This window comes from Rhodopirellula islandica, from assembly GCF_001027925.1.
GTDB classification, from domain to species: Bacteria; Planctomycetota; Planctomycetia; order Pirellulales; family Pirellulaceae; genus Rhodopirellula; species Rhodopirellula islandica.
Genome location: NZ_LECT01000044.1, coordinates 276,152 through 296,372, shown reverse-complemented (window position 1 = coordinate 296,372; position 20,221 = coordinate 276,152). Strand labels below are relative to the sequence as shown.

General features: G+C 58.0%; 16 protein-coding genes. 5 read left to right on the top strand and 11 right to left on the bottom strand.

Going from position 1 to position 20,221, the window contains the following annotated elements:
• Positions 1–127 precede the first annotated feature (127 nt).
• The 3 genes from RISK_RS22395 (at position 128) to RISK_RS22385 (ending at position 3,430) form a co-directional block, all read left to right on the top strand.
• Positions 128–1,690, top strand: coding sequence for a Gfo/Idh/MocA family protein (locus tag RISK_RS22395; RefSeq protein ID WP_047816511.1), 1,563 nt, complete (start codon positions 128–130; stop codon positions 1,688–1,690).
• A 30-nt stretch (positions 1,691–1,720) separates the two neighbouring features.
• The gene (gene mtnA / locus RISK_RS22390; protein ID WP_047816510.1) at positions 1,721–2,791 is read left to right on the top strand and encodes an S-methyl-5-thioribose-1-phosphate isomerase; all 1,071 of its coding nucleotides are present in this window, start codon (positions 1,721–1,723) and stop codon (positions 2,789–2,791) included.
• A 393-nt stretch (positions 2,792–3,184) separates the two neighbouring features.
• The gene (locus RISK_RS22385) at positions 3,185–3,430 is read left to right on the top strand and encodes a carbon storage regulator (protein WP_047816720.1); all 246 of its coding nucleotides are present in this window, start codon (positions 3,185–3,187) and stop codon (positions 3,428–3,430) included.
• Positions 3,431–3,767: 337 nt separating this feature from the next.
• On the opposite strand, the gene surE is transcribed toward RISK_RS22385, so the two are convergent.
• From surE to RISK_RS22365, 4 genes are all read right to left on the bottom strand, one after another.
• Positions 3,768–4,622 (bottom strand): 5'/3'-nucleotidase SurE, encoded by an 855-nt coding sequence (gene surE / locus RISK_RS22380; RefSeq protein ID WP_047816719.1) that lies wholly within the window; start codon positions 4,620–4,622, stop codon positions 3,768–3,770.
• 61 nt (positions 4,623–4,683) lie between these two features.
• Positions 4,684–5,406: a hypothetical protein gene (locus RISK_RS22375; RefSeq protein WP_047816509.1), complete on the bottom strand. Its 723-nt coding sequence runs from the start codon at positions 5,404–5,406 to the stop codon at positions 4,684–4,686.
• Positions 5,407–5,696: 290 nt separating this feature from the next.
• Positions 5,697–6,710: a mechanosensitive ion channel family protein gene (locus tag RISK_RS22370; protein WP_047816508.1), complete on the bottom strand. Its 1,014-nt coding sequence runs from the start codon at positions 6,708–6,710 to the stop codon at positions 5,697–5,699.
• A gap of 109 nt (positions 6,711–6,819) precedes the next feature.
• On the bottom strand, positions 6,820–7,938 hold the full coding sequence (locus RISK_RS22365) for a GNAT family N-acetyltransferase (protein ID WP_047816507.1): 1,119 nt from the start codon (positions 7,936–7,938) through the stop codon (positions 6,820–6,822).
• Between the two features lie 190 nt (positions 7,939–8,128).
• On the opposite strand from RISK_RS22365, the gene RISK_RS22360 reads away from it, so the two are divergent.
• Positions 8,129–9,643 carry a PDZ domain-containing protein gene (locus RISK_RS22360; protein WP_047816506.1) on the top strand — a complete coding sequence of 505 codons (1,515 nt, stop codon included), beginning with the start codon at positions 8,129–8,131 and terminating at the stop codon, positions 9,641–9,643.
• A 245-nt stretch (positions 9,644–9,888) separates the two neighbouring features.
• On the opposite strand, the gene RISK_RS22355 is transcribed toward RISK_RS22360, so the two are convergent.
• The 3 genes from RISK_RS22355 to RISK_RS22345 form a co-directional block, all read right to left on the bottom strand.
• Positions 9,889–10,818, bottom strand: a complete 930-nt coding sequence (locus RISK_RS22355) for a triphosphoribosyl-dephospho-CoA synthase (protein WP_047816505.1) — start codon at positions 10,816–10,818, stop codon at positions 9,889–9,891.
• The gene (locus RISK_RS22350; protein ID WP_047816718.1) at positions 10,808–11,764 is read right to left on the bottom strand and encodes an alpha/beta fold hydrolase; all 957 of its coding nucleotides are present in this window, start codon (positions 11,762–11,764) and stop codon (positions 10,808–10,810) included. Before RISK_RS22350 ends, RISK_RS22355 begins: the two co-directional genes overlap by 11 nt.
• A 99-nt stretch (positions 11,765–11,863) precedes the next feature.
• Positions 11,864–13,495: a hypothetical protein gene (locus RISK_RS22345; RefSeq protein ID WP_236696579.1), complete on the bottom strand. Its 1,632-nt coding sequence runs from the start codon at positions 13,493–13,495 to the stop codon at positions 11,864–11,866.
• A 124-nt stretch (positions 13,496–13,619) separates the two neighbouring features.
• Between RISK_RS22345 and RISK_RS22340 the strand changes: the two genes are divergently transcribed.
• A complete protein-coding gene (locus RISK_RS22340; RefSeq protein WP_047816504.1) occupies positions 13,620–14,636 on the top strand; it encodes a DnaJ C-terminal domain-containing protein in 1,017 nt (338 codons plus the stop codon).
• A gap of 10 nt (positions 14,637–14,646) precedes the next feature.
• Here the strand turns inward: RISK_RS22340 and RISK_RS22335 are convergent, their stop codons facing one another.
• The 4 genes from RISK_RS22335 to RISK_RS22320 form a co-directional block, all read right to left on the bottom strand.
• Positions 14,647–16,086 (bottom strand): DUF1559 domain-containing protein, encoded by a 1,440-nt coding sequence (locus RISK_RS22335; protein WP_047816503.1) that lies wholly within the window; start codon positions 16,084–16,086, stop codon positions 14,647–14,649.
• Positions 16,087–16,181: 95 nt separating this feature from the next.
• Positions 16,182–17,906 carry a DUF1559 domain-containing protein gene (locus tag RISK_RS22330; RefSeq protein ID WP_047816502.1) on the bottom strand — a complete coding sequence of 575 codons (1,725 nt, stop codon included), beginning with the start codon at positions 17,904–17,906 and terminating at the stop codon, positions 16,182–16,184.
• A 26-nt stretch (positions 17,907–17,932) separates the two neighbouring features.
• A complete protein-coding gene (locus RISK_RS22325) occupies positions 17,933–18,478 on the bottom strand; it encodes a cysteine hydrolase family protein (protein ID WP_047816501.1) in 546 nt (181 codons plus the stop codon).
• 116 nt (positions 18,479–18,594) lie between these two features.
• A complete protein-coding gene (locus RISK_RS22320) occupies positions 18,595–20,166 on the bottom strand; it encodes a sulfatase family protein (RefSeq protein ID WP_047816500.1) in 1,572 nt (523 codons plus the stop codon).
• Positions 20,167–20,221: the final 55 nt, after the last annotated feature.

Sequence of the window (20,221 nt, the reverse complement as noted above, 5' to 3'; positions counted from 1 at the left end):
GCCGACGAGTAAAATTGCGTGTCTTGGGACTTTGGAGGCGTAAGGTGGATGAATACGCCGCACGAAGCATGCATAATGTGTATGTCTCCCCATCGTCCCACCTTCCTCTTCCTTCCATAGGCCCGCCATGAAACCTGCCCCAGCTTCCTCCGCCCGTGCCTCGCGAATCAGTCGTCGTCAGTTCACCGCGACCGGAATCGCGGTCGGGGCGGCCGTCGGTGTTCACACCAGCCGGTCCGCTTCCGCCCAAGCCACCTCGCCCAGCGAAAAACTCGGCGTGGCGATCTGCGGCGTCAACAGTCGCGGCGGAGAACACATTCGCGGATTCGACAAAGACCCTCGCACCGAAATTCGAGTGTTGGTCGACATCGATGAAAAAGTTGGCAACAGCCGCGCTGACAAAGTCGCCGATTTGCAGGGACTTCGCCCCAAAGTCGTCAAGAACTTTCGCGAAGCCTTGGACATGGACGACGTTCAGATCCTGACCAGCGCCACGCCCAACCACTGGCACGCGTTGATGGGTGTCGAAGCGATGCAGGCAGGCAAAGACGTCTACATCGAAAAACCGATCAGCCACAACATTCACGAAGGACGGGCGCTCGTCGCCGCCGCTGCCAAGTACGGCCGCATGTTCCAAACTGGAACCCAGTGCCGCAGCAGCTCCGGCTGTCGCGAAGGCATGCAGTTCTTGGCTGATGGCGGAATTGGCGAAGTCAAACTCGCTCGCGGCCTGTGCTACAAACGGCGCAAGTCGATCGGTCCTTTGGGCGACTATGAAATCCCCGCAGGCGTCGATTTCAATCTTTGGAGCGGACCGGCGTCCTACACCGATCCCAAGCTGACGCGTCAACGTTTCCACTATGACTGGCACTGGCAGCGTCACTACGGCAACGGCGACTCCGGAAACCAAGGCCCTCACCAAACCGATGTGGCTCGCTGGGGACTGGGACTGGAACGCCATCCCAACGCCGTGCTGAGTTATGCCGGTCGACTGGGCTACCAAGCCGAACGCAAAGACCCCGATTACGTCGATGCAGGCGACACCGCCAACACGCAAGTTTCGATCTACGATTACGGCGACAAAACCATCGTGTTTGAAACACGTGGGTTGAGCGTCGACGAATCGGCTGATCAAGAAATCAACGAGTTGTTCGGTTACAGCAAAGGCAACAAGATCGGCGTCATCTTCTACGGGGAAGACGGTTACCTCGTGCAGGGTCCCAGCTACAACCGCTGCGCCGTGTTCGACAAACAACGCAAATTGGTGCGTGAGTTCAAAGCGACATCGAACGTGGGAGACGACCACTTTGCGAACTTCCTCGATGCGGTACAGTCTCGCGATGCCTCGACGCTGCATGCGGATGCACGCTGCGGTCACCTGTCCGCCGCGATCGCTCACCTGGGCAACATTTCGTACTACGTTGGTCAAGAAAACCGGGTCGATCCCAAAACGATCTCCGAGTCACTCGCGAAAATTTCGTCGTTGGATGACGATCAAGCCACACTCGACCGAACGCTGCAGCACCTCCGGGACAACAACGTCGATCCGGAAAAAGAGCAGTTGTCGCTCGGGCCCGTGCTGAAGTTTGATCCTGAGGCGGAAACCTTTGTCGACAACGACAAAGCCAAAGCGATGGAAACTCGCGAGTACCGCGATGGGTTCGTCGTTCCCAGTGCGGCTGACGTTTGATTTTCCAAACCTCGCGCAACGGTCCCTGATGTGAACGATGCTGAAACGATTCGATATCACGCCGCCCACAACGGGCGGCCCGCAGAACTGGATCTGCTGGATCAAACCAAGTTGCCTGGAACGCTGACGCGTTTGGTCTGCACCACGGTTGACCAAACGCACGATGCGATTCAACGATTGGTCGTTCGCGGTGCGCCGGCCATCGGCATCGCTGCGGCCTACGGGGTCACACTGACCCCGGTCAGTGTGAATGCCGACGCGAGCCTGCCAGAAGCGCAGACTCGGTATCGGCAAACGATCGATCACCTGGCGACCAGTCGCCCCACGGCGGTCAATTTGTTCTGGGCCCTGGATCGCATGCGGGCCATTGTCGATGGGTTTTCCGGTCAGGTCGCCGAACTCCGCGAGCGATTGGTCGCGGAGGCGGTTCGCATTCACGATGATGACCGGCAAATGTGCCGGTCCATCGGTCGACACGGCGCGACGCTGTTGGCCGATTGCCAACGCGTCATGACGCACTGCAACGCAGGGGCGCTGGCCACCTCGATGTGGGGAACGGCTCTGGCACCGATCTACCACCTGCAAGAATCGGGTCACACACTGCAAGTATTTGCCGATGAAACGCGGCCATTGCTGCAGGGAGCCCGACTGACGGCCTGGGAACTGCATCAAGCCGGAATTCCCGTGACGGTTTGCACCGATTCGATGTCAGGCAGCCTGATGCGGCAGGGGCTGGTCGATGCCGTCATCGTGGGCGCCGACCGAATCGCGGCCAACGGGGACGTCGCGAACAAAATCGGCACCTACCCTCTGGCGGTGCTGGCCAAGCACCACAACCTCCCGTTCTACGTCGCAGCACCGACAAACACCTTCGACCCGGAACTGGAATCAGGCGATTTGATTCCGATCGAGCAACGCGACGGCGACGAGGTCTCGTACCCCTGCGGAACCGACTCACCGCGACAAACTCCCGAGGGTGTTGCGGTGGTGAATCCGGCGTTTGACGTCACGCCGGCTGATTTGGTGACGGCATTGGTCACTGAAAAAGGCGTGATTCCAGGCCCCAACACCGAAAAAGTCCTGGCTCATCTGCGTGCGTGACCAAACGTGTCACGCCCCAAGCTGATACTACTTGTGTGGACGAGAGACTCAGTTGTCTCAGGGTGAGACGGCCTCTCGTTTTGAAATGAGTTTGGTGAGACATCCATCACCTGGTGGATGATCGATCCGAATCAGATCGGTTCTCAAAGCGATTCGAAATCGATTTGAGATGCAATTTTTTAGCACGAGCGAAATTATTGCGAAGATTCGGTGGTTTGGGCGAACTTTATGGCGCAGGTATTGCTCATTAAAGTTTCCACAGGAAGCGAGTTGCTTCCTGTTGCAAACGGGTTCGGCATCGGCCCTCTCACATCAGAGAGGTTGATCTTGAACGACCAACACTTGAAACGATTTTCAAAACGCAAAAGTATCCCTCCGGGAAAGGATTCAGAAATGTTGGTACTCAGTCGAAAAGAAGGCGAAAAGCTGGTCATCGGTGACAACATCGTGATCACGGTCAATCGCATCGCTGGCAATCGCGTCGCCATTGGGATCGAAGCTCCACGAGAAGTTTCGATCGTCCGTGGTGAGTTGGACAAAAAGGAGAGCGTTGCTCCTGTTCAGCAGCACAAAGCGGGTGCTCCGAACTCTGCGGTTCTGGAACATGACATCGCTGTCGCGGGTCAAGCCGAACGTTGAATGCCGCTTTCTCACACTGGATCCCGGTCCGCTCTCGCACCCTGCCTGCATGTTCCTCGGAACACGTCTGAGGGTGAGTGAACGACAGACGACGATGGATCAACTCCATCCATGAGTCCCGCAACTGTGCTTTAAGGGACCAGTGTGAACCTGCGGTTGGTGCGAAATCGCTCACCGTGTGAATCCGGCCTTCGGATCCTCCGAAGGAATTTGGCAAAAAATTCAGTCTCGAAGGTGCCCCCATTCGAGAACCTCCACGGCCTTGCGCTCAACCAGCCCGCCGCTTTGGTGAACTTGGAACCCCGCCAATCATGCTGCTCCAATGCGGCATTGGCCCTCAAGCGGGATAAGGACTGATCCGGCTGATCGTCAGATGGCCCGAAAAACAGCGTTCCACATCGGTTCCCGACGTCCTGGGGCGTCCATGAAAGTCCGATTGAATCCGAATCGGTTGCTGACTCGCAAACCCGACTGATCCACTCGCAATTTGAGACGTGCCGTCGCTCTCGGTGTGCCCCGTCCGCGTTCCGGCTCGCTTCATCGGTTGCCGCTCCACCTCGCAGTCGAAAACGGGTGGCATCTCTGTCGCGGGATCGATTGCTGGCAAGTTGACATTCCATAGCTGCCCTGGCTGATGCTCGTCGTCCTCCCTCGTCAACCTCGAAGCGTCACGCCCAGGGGCCGGAGGGTTTCCGACCAACGGGATGTCGTTGAAAAACGAATCCAACACCGGCCGCAGCCAACGCCCCGTGTGATCCCATGTCTTGGGCACATCCGGTCGGCGATAGTGCGACACCGCCATGCTGTGAACGCCGTGCAGCGCCGCTTCTCGAGCCGCGGCAAACGTTCCGCTGACCAACAGATCGACCCCCAGGTTCGCCCCCGCATTGATTCCTGAAAAAACCACCGAAGCGTGGGGACACAGCACCGTCATCGCGGAGCGAACGCAATCCACGGGCGTCCCGTCCACCGCGAACCATCCGGTTTGTGTTTCGGTGACGGTGAGGTCGCGGGTTGTGGTGACGCTGTGACCGCATTCACTGCGACCTCGATCCGGCGCGACCACCGTGATCTCATACCGGTCCGCGTTCCCGGTCGCACGAATCCACTGCGTGATCGTGCGATGCATCGCGAGCAAACCGGGAGCATCAATCCCGTCATCATTGGTCAAGAGAATCGCGTTGCGTTTCATCAATTGGGTCGGTGAGTTCGTCTGACGGGATTCTTGAAACGGGATCGGGGAGCCGTCTTCTTCAGCGTGGTTTGCGGCGGATCAACGCCTGCGTTGCTGACACCAACGAGGGCATCTCGCTGGGCCGCGGATCAGGAGGGATTTGCACAAAGTAATTCGCGTCGATTCCCATCACTTCCCGACGGGTGGCGGATCGCCGAGGGTCTTCGTCCAAAAACAGCGAAGCCATTTCAAAATCGCGATCCCACAAAATCTGATCCGCGAGCGATTCGATCAGATCATCCCACGCGAAGCTGTCCAGCGAATGCAGATCGGGAATTCGAAAATCAGTCGGCAACACCTCGTCCACTTGAATGACGTCGTCAGCCGGTCGGTCCATTCCCAACAAATCATCGCGGACGAGGCATTCGATGGCTGCGTCGCGAATCAACTGTCGCCAATGAACATTGTTGACGTCCAACGACAGATCCAATTCCATTTCCACGTGGTGATGCAGTTCCGCAAACAGAGCTGCCACGGTGGCTTCGGCAATCGCACTGAGAGTCATGCCCTCAGGGGTGGGCTCGAGCAAGTGATGGGCGACATCATGCAGGAGCGCGATTTGTTGTTCACTGTGAAGATTGTCGAACAGTTCCACCCCGGTGTCGCAGGACCAATCGGCATCGGGTTGCCACTCTTCATCAAACTGCAACAACAAATCTTCGAGCAGCGATTCAATCAATCGCTGCATCAATTCCGCTTCGGCACCGTCGAGCGTGCGATCGCCTTGGCTAGTGTGCCACATGGTCGTACCGATGGATGGTTTGATGGAACGGCATCTACGAAAAAAGGCCACCGATCTGACTCGGTGGCCTCAGCATACTTCACAGCGTCACCGCCGGGCTAGCCGACAGCGGTTTCGTTCGCGGATTCGCCGTTTCCCGAACTTCCCATCACCGTAGCGAAAGTCGTCAAGACTTTCGGGATTTCGTCACGCAAATCAAGACTCGGGACGAGTTTCGCTACCCAAACCATTCGCTGGCACAGACCACGGGGCTGGTGTCCTCATTTGCTTGATTCACAGGCGGTTGCCCCTCAGCCAACCATGCGATCTGCGCCACGACGGGTTGGTCGCGTGCGTCCAGCCTTTTCAGCATTTGCGGCGGCCTCTGCAAATTGATGCACGTGCACATCCATTTGAGGGAAGGGGATACCGATCTCGGCGGCATCCAGTTGCATTTTGATTTCGCCGGTCAATGCTTCTGTCATCGGCCAAAAATTGGAACCGGCGACCCACATGCGGACCTTCCAATTCACGGCACTGTCACCCAGTCCAGCCAGCACGACAGCGCTGCCTCGGTTTTCGCCTTGAATCACATTGGCGGCCAACTGATCCACTGCTTTTTGAAGTGCCGCTCGGGTGGTTTGTAAGTCGGCGGAGTAGTCCACACCGACGGGCACTTCGACGCGGCGATGTTGGTGATGACTGATGTTTTCAATCGTGCCGCCTGCGATTGCGCTGTTGGGAACAATGATGCGTCGGTTGTCAGGGGTGTCCAACGTCGTTGTGAACAAATCGATCTCATCGACTTTGCCTGTCACGCCAGCTGCGTTGACAACGTCACCGACTTTGAATGGACGGAAGACCAGCATCAGCACGCCCGAGGCGAAATTGCTGAGCGTTCCTTGGAATGCCAAACCAATCGCGAAGCCAGCCGCTGCGAGCATCGCTGCCAAGCCACCCAGCGGGGCGCCCAACTTGGTCAACACAGCACCGACGACGGCAAACATCACCGAATAGAACACCATCTTGCCGACAAACTTGCCGAGCGTCTCGTCCACACGTCGGCACACAGGACGACTGATCACGCGCATCAAATACTTGGCAACCAAATACCCGATGAAGACAACAAACAAACCCAGGCCCGCTGAAAGAAGCGCGGGCGCCAGATGTGTGGTGGCGTAGTCCGTCAGGCCATTGAAGTTGCCTTCGGTCATCTGACTGACCAAGTCCGACGTGGCGTCGGCAAAACTTGGTGGCGGAACTTCGGCGGCTCCCAAGTTCATTTCGGAAGCAAGGTTGGTTGGTGAGAGAGAGTTTTCAGACATATCGAATCACGACAGCGCATGGAGCGGAAAAGGGAGGCACGTTCTGCAGAACGTCGATACCTCATTCCGGCGAGGGGATTCAAGATCGATGCACAAGTGTTTCGTATTCTCAGGCGGTAGTATTTCTCGCCCAAACTGATTCTCGCAACACGGTTTGCATCGGCAAACGCATGTAGGCGTCTCGGGCGGGACGATTTGATCGATCCACGGCAAGGATCATTCGGGCGGCAGATTCTTCACGACAGCACTGCAGCGCCAACGAAAGGATGTCACGTGAGAAACCGCGGCCTCGCGCATCAGGGACCACGCCCATGTAGACCACTTCTAAAACCGATGCGGGGTCGCCGCCGTGGCGTGCCATCAACAAGCAACCCAGGGGTTCGCCGCCTGGACGTTCTGACAACATGAACCACAAATCCGGCGCGTACGTGGGGACCTCTTGGTAGCCGTCCATGATCTGCGCCGCGGTCCGAAATTGTTCCAGCGCGGGACAATCCATCGACCCGAGGTAAGTCCGCTGGACCAAATCCCGCATTTGGTTCATCTGCTCGGCATCATTCACGTCGACCGAAAGAGCGTCCAACTGCAGCGGGGCGTCCAAGGACGCCAACGAAGACTCCAACGAAAATGAATCGCTGAGGTCGAGCGCGAGATATTCCAGGTCGCCAACATTTGTGAACCCCATCCAATGCGGCCACGAACCCTGCAAATCAAGGGATTTGGCACCCGGGCCGCCCGAGTCTAGCCCGTCCGAGGTCGCTTCTTCCAGTGGCCAGGCCGTCGCCCACTGCAGGAACTGAATGCCCCGTTGCTGGCAAATCTGACCAAGTGTCCGGCCAAGCCCAACCGCCAACTGTGAATTTTCGGTTGCTCGATGATCGGGCCGGGATGCTTGCTCCGTCGGCAAGACGATCGGGCCGGCGTGCAAAACGGTCGCCATGTCGCTGTCCGCGGCTCCCAGCACGATCGCAATCGCGTCAGAAGCCTCGCTGACTAGCAATATCAGCTGGTCGGTGACCTGCCGCGAGATCGCCGAACGAATTTGGTCCGCGACCATCACCGCTCGACCTGGCGGGATTCGTTCCAGCGCCGCGGGCAGCAGCGTGGGCAACTCCGCCAGAGCAAACGGGCGAAACCGCAGAGCCTGGTCCTCCGCATCACCGAGGCGGGCCGCCTGGGTTCCACTGGACCGTTCATCGAACCCGAATTGGTTGGCGTTCCCCATCATTCTCTCTATGATCGATTGACCGCGTCCTTCTGAACCCGCTCCCACACGTCGGGAAGCGATGTTTCGAAGGAACCTTCCGTCATCCGAAAAGGGGTCTGACCCTCTCCGGCGAGGCCGCAAACTACACCAAAACAGCACACCTCCAAAGGGTCAGACCCCTTTTCGGATCGCTTCTAAAGTGGAGAGACAAATGCTTCGATCAGGTCGACGCTCGAACTGGATTCGCTGGGCCGTCTGCCTGTCGATGATTTCGTGCCTGCATGCGATCGACGCTTCGGATGCGTCGGCCCAACGTCTGCTGGAACGCTTGCGGAACCGCATTCAATCGCCTCCGCCATCTCCGCTTTCCCAGCCACCGTACCAAAACCCCGCGGCCTCCAACCGCGCCAGTTCGGCACGCCCCCGAACCCTGGCAACGCCGATCCCGAGGAACAACGCGTCAGCCGACCGCCGCACCTCGGCAACCCTGCGGAGTGCGTCCACGGTCGATGGCCAATCCGCCACCACAGGACGCGCGGGTGAAATTGCATCCGATGACGTTCAGTTCGGCATGCGAGTCTCGCCTGCGGTCGTCGGCGGCTACCAAGGCCTGCGTGTCGATGGCTTCTCGTCGCAATCACGAGCCGATGAGGCTGGTGTCCGCCCTGGCGACTTGATCGTCGCGATCGGAAACTCGCGAACACGAACGCTCGATGAAGCGGTTTCCGCCCTCGACGACATTCGATCCACGCCCGGCCAAGCGCCTGCCGTCGCCATGCAATTGTTCCGAGGCGGGCGTCTGTATCGCGGAAATGTTCCAGCGATCAGCAGCGCTCGTGTCGCTGCCAAGCCACCGATCACACTCCCCCCTTCCAGCCAAAGCGTCCTGGACAACACCAATCGCAATCAGCCACGGGCCAACGAGTTGCCCGCGCCGCAACTTCCCCCACCAGCCTCCGAACGCTTGTCACCGCCAACGAACAACACCACTCCTAGGCTCGCCCGTTCACGAGGTTCCCTCGGAATCGAAGTTCGTGACGCGACACCGCAACGAGGCGTCTCGGTCGTGTCAGTCCCCGAGAACACCGCGGGCAAAGTCGCGGGACTCGCCGTGGGAGATCGAATTGTCTCGGCCTCAGGTCGGCTCATTCGTGGCACCGACGACTTGCTGCGAGAAATTTCGATCCTCCAACCAGGTGATCAAATCGAATTCGGTTTGATTCGGGGCGACGCCATGCTTCAAAAGCAAATTGAAATGGGTGGTCCCGGTGGCGCGCCCACACGGTCCGCGATCGCGAACTCCGAAAGGGATGCCGCGAATGCCAACGAAGAAACCCCCGAGGCCAGCGGCACTGAATCCGGCGGTTTCCTTGGCGGGATGGGATCGGTGTTTGGCAAGATGCTCGGTGGCAACGGATCGAATTCGCAAGCACCCACTGGCGAGGAGTTGCCTGCACCGAGTGCCGAACCCAAGGCGTCGTTCACACTCCCGGCTCCCACCGAAACCCTGCCATCGCCCAAGCCCACCGCGCCGCCAACCGTTGAGATTGATCCGCTCGCGTTGCCGGCCGATGGGGCCGTATCCGGCTCCGAAAGTCTTCCGCCCGCGAAGCCGACTCCCGTGGCTGAACCGGACACCTTGCCCGCCGAAGCCAAGTCACCCACGGTGGAAGAGTTGCAGCGAGAAATTGAACGTTTGAAGCAACAACTGCAAGCCAAGGAATGAGGCCGTGCAGTTTTTAAGTGCTGTGCCAGTAGCGCCTTGAGAACCCCGCCCGCGCAGCGGGAGGGGTCGGAAAGCGAGCGTTCAGCGAGATTTCCGGGGGAGGGCAATCCGCGCCGCTTCCCATGCTCGGCCCCCTCCCTCGCGTACGCCTGAACGGCGTCGCTCGACCTCCCCCCAAACTTCGTTTCAGGAGAGGTGCATCATCAGAAACCCGCTCAAACGCAGCCTCGATAAACGGCACGACTTCAGGACAGGTGAGAGCGCATTCGCAAACACACGTAAACCGCAGCGGCGATGAAGTCGGCCGTCGTGCCTGGGTTCAGCCGGTGACCGTCGCTCCGCAAGTGATGGTCGAACGCAACGATTGATTCAAAGTCACCCTCGCTTGCAAAAGCGTCCAGGCAACGCTGAGCTCGATCTCGAATTTGCCGCTCGGCTTCGCGACCGTTCTTGCGAGCGATCAACGAGTCACCCCGATCAGCCAACAGTTGCAAATGAGCCAGCGCGATCCCTGACAGAAGGTCGCCGGTGTCGCCCGTGGACGCTTCCACGATCGGCACAACCTCGGCAAAAAAACTCTCAAAACCGTTTGCGTATTCGGCCGCGATCAAGTCCCGGTCCTTTGCTTCTCGCATCCCGGCCATCACGTCAAACGATTTGGACGCGGCGTGAACATCCAACGCCGGGTCCTCCGGTTGATAGTCCCCGTCCATTCCCCCGGCGGCGGCCATCGCGATCGCTTCTCCCATCCGCTGGCTTTGATCGCTCGACAGCGTCGACAGCACATTGGCCGTGGCCTCACGCCACGCGTCCAACGTCCACGAGATGTCCGAGGTTCGATACCGTTCTTCTGCCACAACGATCGGGGACAACAACAACGCGATGCCCAGATTGACGTTGGTGTTTGTCCGGGATCGCGTTTGCTGGATCACCGCGTGAACGCGGTCACCCAACCCCAACAGTGTGGCACCCAAATCCAATGTTGTGGCCGTCAATTCGCTCGCCGCGATTTCAGCGGACACAACAAAGTCGGCAAAACAAAGATCATCAAACTTGGCGACAGGATGAACGTTGCCTGCTTTGGGTGCAGTCGCCTCCAGCACACACGCGTACTGAATCGCATCCGCAGGACTGCGAACGGTTTTCGCAATCCATTGCCACGGATCACGCCGCACCGATGCGTTCCTTGACACGACTCAGCAAGGAGTCGATGGCTTGCAAAGTTTCTTCGGGTGAATCTTCGATCACATAGTGACCGGTTGTAGCCAGTTCGGTGACTTCCGCGTCGGGCCAAACCGCTTCGAAACGTCGCAAGCATTCCGGTCGGAAGCACCAATCCTTCATGCCCCAAATCAGCGAGATCGGCAGCGACGCCAAGTCAGGCAAATCGGATTCCAACTGACGAAGCGTTTTCATCGTGGGATGCGAATCATTGAGCGGGATGTCGCGCACAAACCGATCGATCGCGACTCGGTTTTTCCAACTGTCATAAGGAGCCAACAACCCGGCCGCGACATCCGGTTTCATCTTCGTCCGCGACATCGCCATCGTGATCGCGGCGCGAGCAAACAAATTCAATCCGCGAACGGCAGGGGTCCCCAACAGTGGCATCCGGCAAGCCGCGATGCGCTGTGGCATGTACGGGGGTGGGAACGCGGCGGTGTTCAGCAACCCGATCCCCGCCAACCGTTCGCGACGAGCATGCATGGCCGACAATCCAATCGCGCCACCCCAATCGTGAGCGATCAGGATCACGTTCTTCAGATCCAACTCATCGACCAACCGAATCAAGTTGTCGCGATGCGCCGCCATCGTGTAGGGGAAATCTTCTGCCGACGGTTTGTCGCTGCGACCGCAGCCGATGTGGTCGACCGCGATCACGCGTTGCTGCTTGCCATATCGCTCAATGATCCGGCGATAGTAAAAACTCCACGTCGGATTGCCGTGCACGCAAACAAACGTCGGCAGGTCGCTTTGTTTCTCGGCTCCAGAATCCGGTTTTTCGACTTCGGAACCCGCGAATTTGGCTTCGGCCGCCGTGTCGATATAGCGCAGGGTGTGACCGTCGATGGAGAATTCCGACGACGGGTGGGGAAACAGATCGCTAGCAAGATTCGTCATAACGAGCAGTTTCGACGATCCGCGGCAGTTTGACGAGAGGCGGCAATTCAAATCTCGCTCGCGACCAATCCCCCAATCCAAACCCCATCCGCAAATGGTTCAGGACCCTGCCAGCGCGGCCCGCTCCGCCCAAAACTTGCGAGCCGCACGAACGTAGGGCACAAACGCATTCAGTTGGTCGGGTGGCAACTTCGCCAATCGCTGCTCGGTTTCGCCCAACCATTCCTTGAAAAAAGCCACGCTGCGTGCCGTGATTCGCGGCTGCCCGCCGACTTCAAAATACCACGGCGACGAAATCACCGCCCGGTAATGGTCCTCGTGCAACGTCACCACTCGGACCGTCGCCCAGCCGGATTCTTTGATTTTTAGCGGCGGAATCCGGCCACCAGCCTTGGCGAATTCGTCCAACTTCGCGCTGTAGTGCAACCGGCCGTTGTGGATGACCTCCAAGTATTCGACCGGGTCACGGACATTCAGAATCACCTCCGCAGTCAGCTCCACCGATTCGCCTTCGCCGACTTCCGCGGGGTTGATCTCGAACACATGCCCGGGCAAACGCCCGTCCAAGTTGGTCCGCATCAAGGGTCCGTTGGTCGCGAAACTGCAACCTTCCCAGGCCGCGTCCCACCAATCTTCCTTTGTGCCCACCGGGACTGCTTCTTCCCGCGAATCAAACGAGGAAGCCTGCGAACGCCCGGCCACGTACAAACGGTTGTATCCCACGGGTGAATTGCCTGGGTCGTCGCCGGATCCCGCCATCGGTGCCAGGCGAAAACCGGACTCCAACAATTGCCAGTGGATCTGTTCGGCGTCACGTCCGAGCTGAGTCGCATCGTTTCGATTGGCAGGTTGAAGCATGCGTCCCTCCGGCACGCGCGTCACCGATTCATTCAGTTGCAACCAATCCCCCAGGACAAACACACCGTCGATTTTCTCGCTGGCCAACCAGATCGGCAGCAACCACGCGAATGGATTTTCAACCGCAACACGCGTGGAAGAATCCGCCGGCAAACCTGCCAGCCAACCTAGCGAAGCCAGTTCCTCCGAAGCGAATTCTCCCGATGCAGTCGGTTGCCAATCGGAGTCCGCCAAATCCCGGTAGAACGCCAACCCTGCCAGGCAATCGACGTTCGCATCGATCCACAGAGGTTCCGTCGGCCAACCCTCGGGCGTGAGAATCGAATCGCCCTCTCCAAACAATTTGCCCGCCTTGCGACGTGGGATCGGTTTTTCTGTCCCCCGTCCAGCAACGTCGGGATCTCGAATCACAGTCGCCAGATGCAGATCCTCCGCTGTCATCCGCATCGGCAAACTTTCGGGGGAGCGAGGCAGCAGGCAATCGCCGCTGGTCCAACCTTCCGGTCGCATCCGAACCATGCGTGGCAGAGCGAGCTGATGTTCGTCCTCGCTGCCGCGTTGGACATCGAAGGTGCCCCGCAAAACCCGCGACTCGGGCCCTCGTGTCAGCTTGAACTCGTACGCGCCATCCTGCAGCGACAGGTCCGCGAATTCGTCGAGCACAAACCCAGGCCCGGACGACAGCGATCGTCGTGGAGCCACCGCAACGGTCTTTGGCCGGGATGTCCGCCGCGTGGTGACGGGCAGTTGACGCGTCAATTCCATTCTCGCGATGGTCGGTTCGCCCGTCGATTCCTCCACCACCCGCAGCGTCAAATCGCCATCGGCCCAAATCGGAGCATTTGTGACGAAACCGCACGAAAACAGTGCCAAAAGGGGACAAACCAACTTCCAAACCTTCCCCCATCGGTCTGTGGTTCGGTGTTTGCTATGGTGAATCCTCAAACGACTGTTCCTGTCAAAATGACACCATTGCCTTCCAAATCATTGACACACTGTGGCTGAAGATCTGTATCAAACGCTGGGAGTTTCTCGCGACGCCGAGAAGGCTGAACTGACCAAAGCCTATCGCAAATTGGCCCGGAAGTACCATCCGGACATGAATCTCGATAACCCCGACGCGCAAGAAAAATTCAAGCGTGTTCAGGAAGCTTACGAAGTTCTCGGCGACGAGGAAAAGCGTGCGGCGTACGACCGCTACGGTTCCGACTTCGAAAAAATTCGCGGTGGATGGAATCCGAATGCCGGTGGTGGCGGCGGCGGAGGAGCAGACCCATCCTTCGACGGATTGGATCTGGAACAGATTTTCGGCGCAGCTGGCCGTGGCGGCGGCGGTGGTGGAAGAGGAGGAGCTGGATTCGAAAACGGATTCAACGACTTCTTTGAACAAATTCTCGGTGGTGGGGCGCATGCGGGTGGAGCTCGCGGAGGCCAAGGGTCACCGTTCGGTGGCGGCCAGCGATCCGCGCCCCCGCAACGAGGCCAAAACATTCGGCACGAGTTGTCCGTCACGTTCCGCACCGCGGTGCTGGGCGACAAAGTCGAGTTCTACCTCGCTCGTGGAGGCAAACAAGAAAAACTGTCGGTGACGATTCCGCCCGGAGTCAGTTCAGGCAGCAAGATCCGTTTGCGAGAGCAAGGGCAACCCGGATCCGGTGGCGCAGGCGACCTGATCCTGATCATTCAAGTCGACAACCACCCGTTTTACAAACGCAACGGCAACAACTTGGAACTCAAGCTGCCGATCACACTGGCCGAAGCCGCCTTGGGTGCCAAGGTCGACGTGCCGACTCCCGCAGGGACGATCGCACTCTCGATTCCCGCTGGCAGTTCCAGTGGCAAACGTTTGCGGCTCAAGGGGCAAGGCGTTCGCAACCCCAAGGGCACAGACGGAGACTTGATGGTCGAACTGCAAATTCAATTGCCGGAATCGATCGACGACGACTCCAAGAAACTGATCGAGCAATTCGACGCGGCCAATCCAATGCAGCCACGTGAATCGTTGAAGTTCTGATTGCCTTCGATCACTCCGGCTTGGCCGCAGCTTTCAATTCCAACCCCATCTCATACATCGTCACCGCCATCACAATGCTGCTGTCTGACAACGTGTTCAGAGGCACGCGGTGCAGGATGCCTCGACTGTCCTCCAGTTCAACCGTTTCACGATCGATGATCCGGTTGACCCTTGCCTTCAAGCGATGCTTGCCATCGCGATCGGTCCACGTCGCCCATCGGCGTTCAGGATCGTTCCCTTGGGCTTGACCGTTTCGATTGCCAACGGGCCCCGTTTCAACAGGCTTCAAATCTGGATTCGGGTTCGGCAACACTTCTTTGGAAGCTCGCGTTCCCAACGCGCCCCACACCCCATACGGACTCGGCGACCCCGGACGCGCGTAGTCTTCACCGACGGAAACTCCCGGCTGCGAAGGATCACCGCAATCGATACTGTCGCCAATGAATACAACCCGTCCGTCCAGCATCAACGCGTGAACGCCGCCAGGATGCCGACTCGATGCGGAGGCAATTGGATCCTCCATTCCCAAATCTGACAAACAGGTCGGTGAATTGGGTGGCAACACGGTTTGGAAACCGCTGATCGCCAGCGTCCCATCCGCCCATCGAGATCCCCGGCGAACGTCCCACCAATCCGCATGGTCACCATCGCGTGTCTTCAAACACAGCGATGGATTCAAACTCAAACCCTTGATGCCCTGGGCGATGTGAGATTCTTTCGCGTCATTGATTCCGGGCGAAATCGTTTCGGACATCCCGATCGTATTGGACAACCCGTCCAACATGTCTCGAAATCGCATTCGCTGGTTTCCACAAAATGCACCCCGCATCCCAGCCCGCACCCGATTCACTGCCTCCACATCATTGATGTCAATCATCTCGCCCATCAAATAGGTTCCATCGCCGTAGCACATCACGTAGTTGCACAAGGTCGTTGAGTCGATTGCCCCCGGTGGAAGATCGGGCATGGCTAAAGTCGTGACCACGATCGGTTCTTGTTTCGGCGTTTCCGGTTGCGTTTCCATGTCATCAGGACAACGCAAAGTCGAAAACGCAGACGCCCAAGGATCGTATTCCGCCGCATCAAACCAAGGCGCTGGTCCCATCGGCGGGAACCGTTTTCCGGTTTTGGGGGACACGTACGGATTGGCGATTTTCTCCCACAATGCCTGCTGTTCCAGGAAGGGAGTGAAACCCACGATCGGACCGAGTCGACCTTGATTGCAAGTGTCGTCTTCCCCGCCAACCGTTCCCCCCAATCCCGGCGGCAATTGATTGAAGGCCGCGTGATAGTTATGCATCGCCAATCCCAACGCCTTCAGGTTGCTGGCGCACAGGGCGTTACGAGCCGCGGCACGCTGACGCAAAATCGCGGGCAACAGCAAACTGAATCCGACTGACGCCATCACACCGACGATGACCAGGTCGATGAACGAAAGCTTTGACTTCATCGGAGAACTCCCAAGGAAAAGGCGACTGCATCCGTGCGCGAATGGCAGGGTACTCAACGAGACACCATGGTTTCGGCTCACTGGTTCGAGGGCACCTACCGAGCACCAAAAGGATCGTTGGCAGGCATCACCGCACGCATGAACTGAATCGGCTGGGGAACACCGCGTTGACTCACGTGGACGTCGAGGATCAGCTTCCAGCGGCCATCCAAAAACTCCATGGCAAATTTACGAACCGGTCCATTCCCCCTCGCCAAAGCATCTTGCATCTGACTGAGAGCGACCGGGTTCATTGTGACGAGCACTTCCAGCATTTGGTCATAGCGAGTGATCAGCTCGCCACGTCTTGCTTTCACGATCGCTTGGATCGTCGCGGGATCGTTCGGTTGCTCTGCATCCTGAAGAACAACCCACTCGCGGACAAAGGTTTCGAACTGCTTGTCTTCCAACAAATCGAGCTGCTTCGACAAATGCTCGACCATCAGCTTTGCTTTTTCTCGCATGCGTTGCCGGTGAGTGGTCACCGCTCGGTAGGCATCCTGGCTGCTGAATTTAGACAGTCCCAACCGACGAATGTCGCCTTGCTCCGACAAGAGAACCAAGATTCCCTTGTCAGACAGATCAACCTGCCGGGCTTTGATTTTTCCGGTGCCTTTGGCTGCATGCCAAGTCTCCAGTTCGAATTTGGCAAATTCAGCCAATTCTGCTTTTGAAAAGGAGTGCACCGGGTCGGACAGGACGCTCCGATCGAAAACTTCTTGCGAGGCACGTGTCCCCATCGCTCCCCAAACTCCAAACGGACTGGGACTGCCAGGGGGAAGCGTTTTCCCGCCGTCCAAGTGCCCTTCGGCAACCGTCGGAGACTCCTGATCACCCGCATCAATCGAGTTGCTCGCGAATCGAACGGCTCCATCTGCCATCAACACATGGGCGCCTTCACCGTGCAGGCTGGACGCTGACATCACGCCTTCGAGTTCGCCCTTCTTGGACGTTGCGGAGGGTGAATTTGGCGGCAAGATCGTTTGCACTCCCATCGACAACAGCGATCCATCGGCCCAACACGCACCTCGTCCCTCCGGCCAGAACTTGGTTGAATCGTCCTCATGAGCTTCGATGCAAACCGCCGGTCGTTCGATCAATCCGGAAACGTTCTTGGCAACCCGGACGCCGCCAATCCGAGCTTCGCTCATCAACAACGTGTTGGACAAACCGTCCAATACATCGCGAAAACGAAACACCATTTGATAGCCGAACATTCCTCTTAGAGCACCCGGCGTTCGGTCATAGGGCGGCATGTCTTCGAGCGGTGAGGCCCCCACGTTCATGACCGCGTCGCCATAGTTGATCGTGTAACTCGCCGCCGTCGGAAAGTCTTTCGCCGTTGGATCGGCGGGACAGACCATCCCCTCGGGCCGCTGACGCCAAGGTGTGTATTTGTCTGGATCAAACCAAGGAGCCGGTCCCATCGCCGGGAAGCTTTCCCCGTTCACTCGCAATGGGTTGGCAATCTTTTCCCACAGTGCTTGCTGTTCCATGAAGGGCGTCAAACCCACCAGCGGACTCAGCCGATTCGCGTTGCCCAAAAGTGGCTGTTCCAGACTTCCGGACGAGGTCCCGCCGCATCCCATCGGCATCATCCGGTACGCAGAATGGTAGTTGTGCAATGCCAACCCCAACTGCTTGAGATTCATCTCGCACGTTGTCCGCCTCGCGCTTTGTCGCATCCGAGGGACGACGCCGGCCAACAACACCAAACCCACCATCGACGCGATGCCGATCGCGGTCACGTCCACTATTTTCGCGGAGTGCGTTGTTCTCATGACTTCATCTCAAAAGGGGAGGAGACCTACAAACGTGACGACCATTCTTTCCGATCGATCACATCGCTAATGAACATCTGCTGCGCGACCAAGATCGATTCATGCAGTTGTTCCGCGGTCACAGACCCGGCTTTGTTGGACACATCCAACGTCCCGGTTGCGTCACTTAGAAATTCAACCTGGTACCCACGATGAAAGGCTTGTCGGGCCGTCGTGTCGCAACAAACCTGAGTCATGTAACCCGCGATACTGACCGTGTCGATCTCGTTGGATTTTAAAAAATCCTCGAGGTCCGTGTTGGTAAACGACCCTGGCAAAGCCTTGTCGATCAACGCGTCTCGGTGCCGCGATTCCACCTCGGGATGCAGCTGCCACATCTCGCTGCCTTTGCAAAACACAGGCGACTCTGGATCGGGTTGGTGGTGCCGGATCACCGCCGTGGGAACCTTGGCGTCACGGGCCTGATCCATGACTTCCAGGATTGATTCCAAGTGCCCAACGGGATGTCGAATTGGAAATGCACCATCGAAGTATTCACGCTGGACATCGATGACCAACAAAGCTCGCTTCATTCGTTTGCCTTTACGAAAGCTAAAAAGGGGGAGGGTGGAAACACCCTTGGAAAGATCATGGCACTTTGGCCGCTTGAATGCAAATTGTCGTGTTGATCACACCGACCGGACCGTTGTCATGGACGAATTTGCAAATTCAGCAAATCGTCCCGCAGTTTCCCCTCGGTCAGTTGAGGGTCTTTCATGAGGTCGCCGTACCGCAACATGGACTGCGCCAGCCTCGCGGCGATCGCTTGGTTTTCCGGTTTGCCGATGTGATTGGTGATTTCGTGCGGGTCCTCCTTCAAATCAAACAACCAGGGCCGATCGCCTGCCGACACAATCAGCTTGTAGCGATCCGTCACCGCAGCGACCCAAGCCGCCTTGCTCGAGGCGGCTCGCAAAAACGTGACACTGTTGCCTTGGGGCTCCTCATCACCCGACTCCTGCTTTCGAAACCATTCCGAAAGGTTGCGTCCCTGAGTTCCATCCGGGACTTCTTTCTCCAGCAATGACAGCAGGGTGGGTGCGAAATCAACGGTGCCCATCGCTTGATCGATTCGCAACCCCGCCGGAACGAAGCCCGGCGCGGCGAGGATCATGGGAACCTTTGCACTGCCTTCGTAAGGATTGCCTTTGTTCAATCGGCCGTGTTCGTAACAGAGGTCCCCGTGATCCGAAGTGAAGACCACCACGGTTCGCTCGGTCAAACTCAGCTCTTCCAACAGAGCCAATAACTTCCCAACGTTGTCGTCGATGCAACGAACCATTCCGAAATACTGTGTCATCAAGCGGGCGTTGAACCGTTGTTCTGCGTTCCGATTTGTCGTCGGCAACCACCCCGGTTGTTCCCCCTCCAGCTGGAATGTCATCGGCGGACGGACGGCCATGTCTTCATACATTGTGTCGTACGGTTCCCGGACCGTGTTGGGGCCGTGAGGATCCGGCAATGACAAGTGATAACAAAAGGGTTCCGCCGCATTTTCACGAATGAAGTCAGCCGCTCGATCACACAACCAATCGGTGCTGAAGGTCTTCTCGTCCGCACCCGCTAGGTCGTAGCTCGGTTGACCGTTCTTGTTGGTCGCTGCCACGATCGGTTGGCCGTCTTGGAAATCAAACTTCTTCCAGTGCCCTCGATTGAACATGAACCGATTGTCAGTGAAACCGAACTGACGTTCAGGTCCCCACTGCGGTTTCCCGGGCCCATCCAAATGCCACTTGCCCGCGTAACCGGTCGCGTAACCCTCACGCCGAAGAACTTCGGCAAACGTCACCATGTCGCCGCGAAGGGGCCGGTCATTTTGATAGGCGCCGGTGTTCTGCGGGTACCGTCCTGTGAAGAACGCGGCTCGCGAAGGCGTGCACACGGGGGATGTCGCGTAAAAGGATGTGCAGATGGCGCCGCGGGCCGCGATGGAATCGATGTGGGGTGTTTCCACGACAGCACCGTTCCCCCAAATCTCCGCTTCCTCGATCGGCAACGTTTCTCGGTAGCACCCCAAGGTTCGAAAGTTGTGCTCATCAGTTTGAATGATCAACACATTCATCGGTTGGCCACCGTTGGAAACCGACGACGCGGCCCCCAACAACAAACAACCCGTCACCGCCATCGCCAACCCCATCCGAATTCGCGAGCGAAAGGCGAGGCCACCGCGACGACTCGCAGCAACAAGCGTGGTTCCAAGGCCGACAAAGTTGGGTGACATGGCGTTTCTCAAAGGGAACGAAGGAGAGGCCCACTTTAGCCGATTCGAGATCACC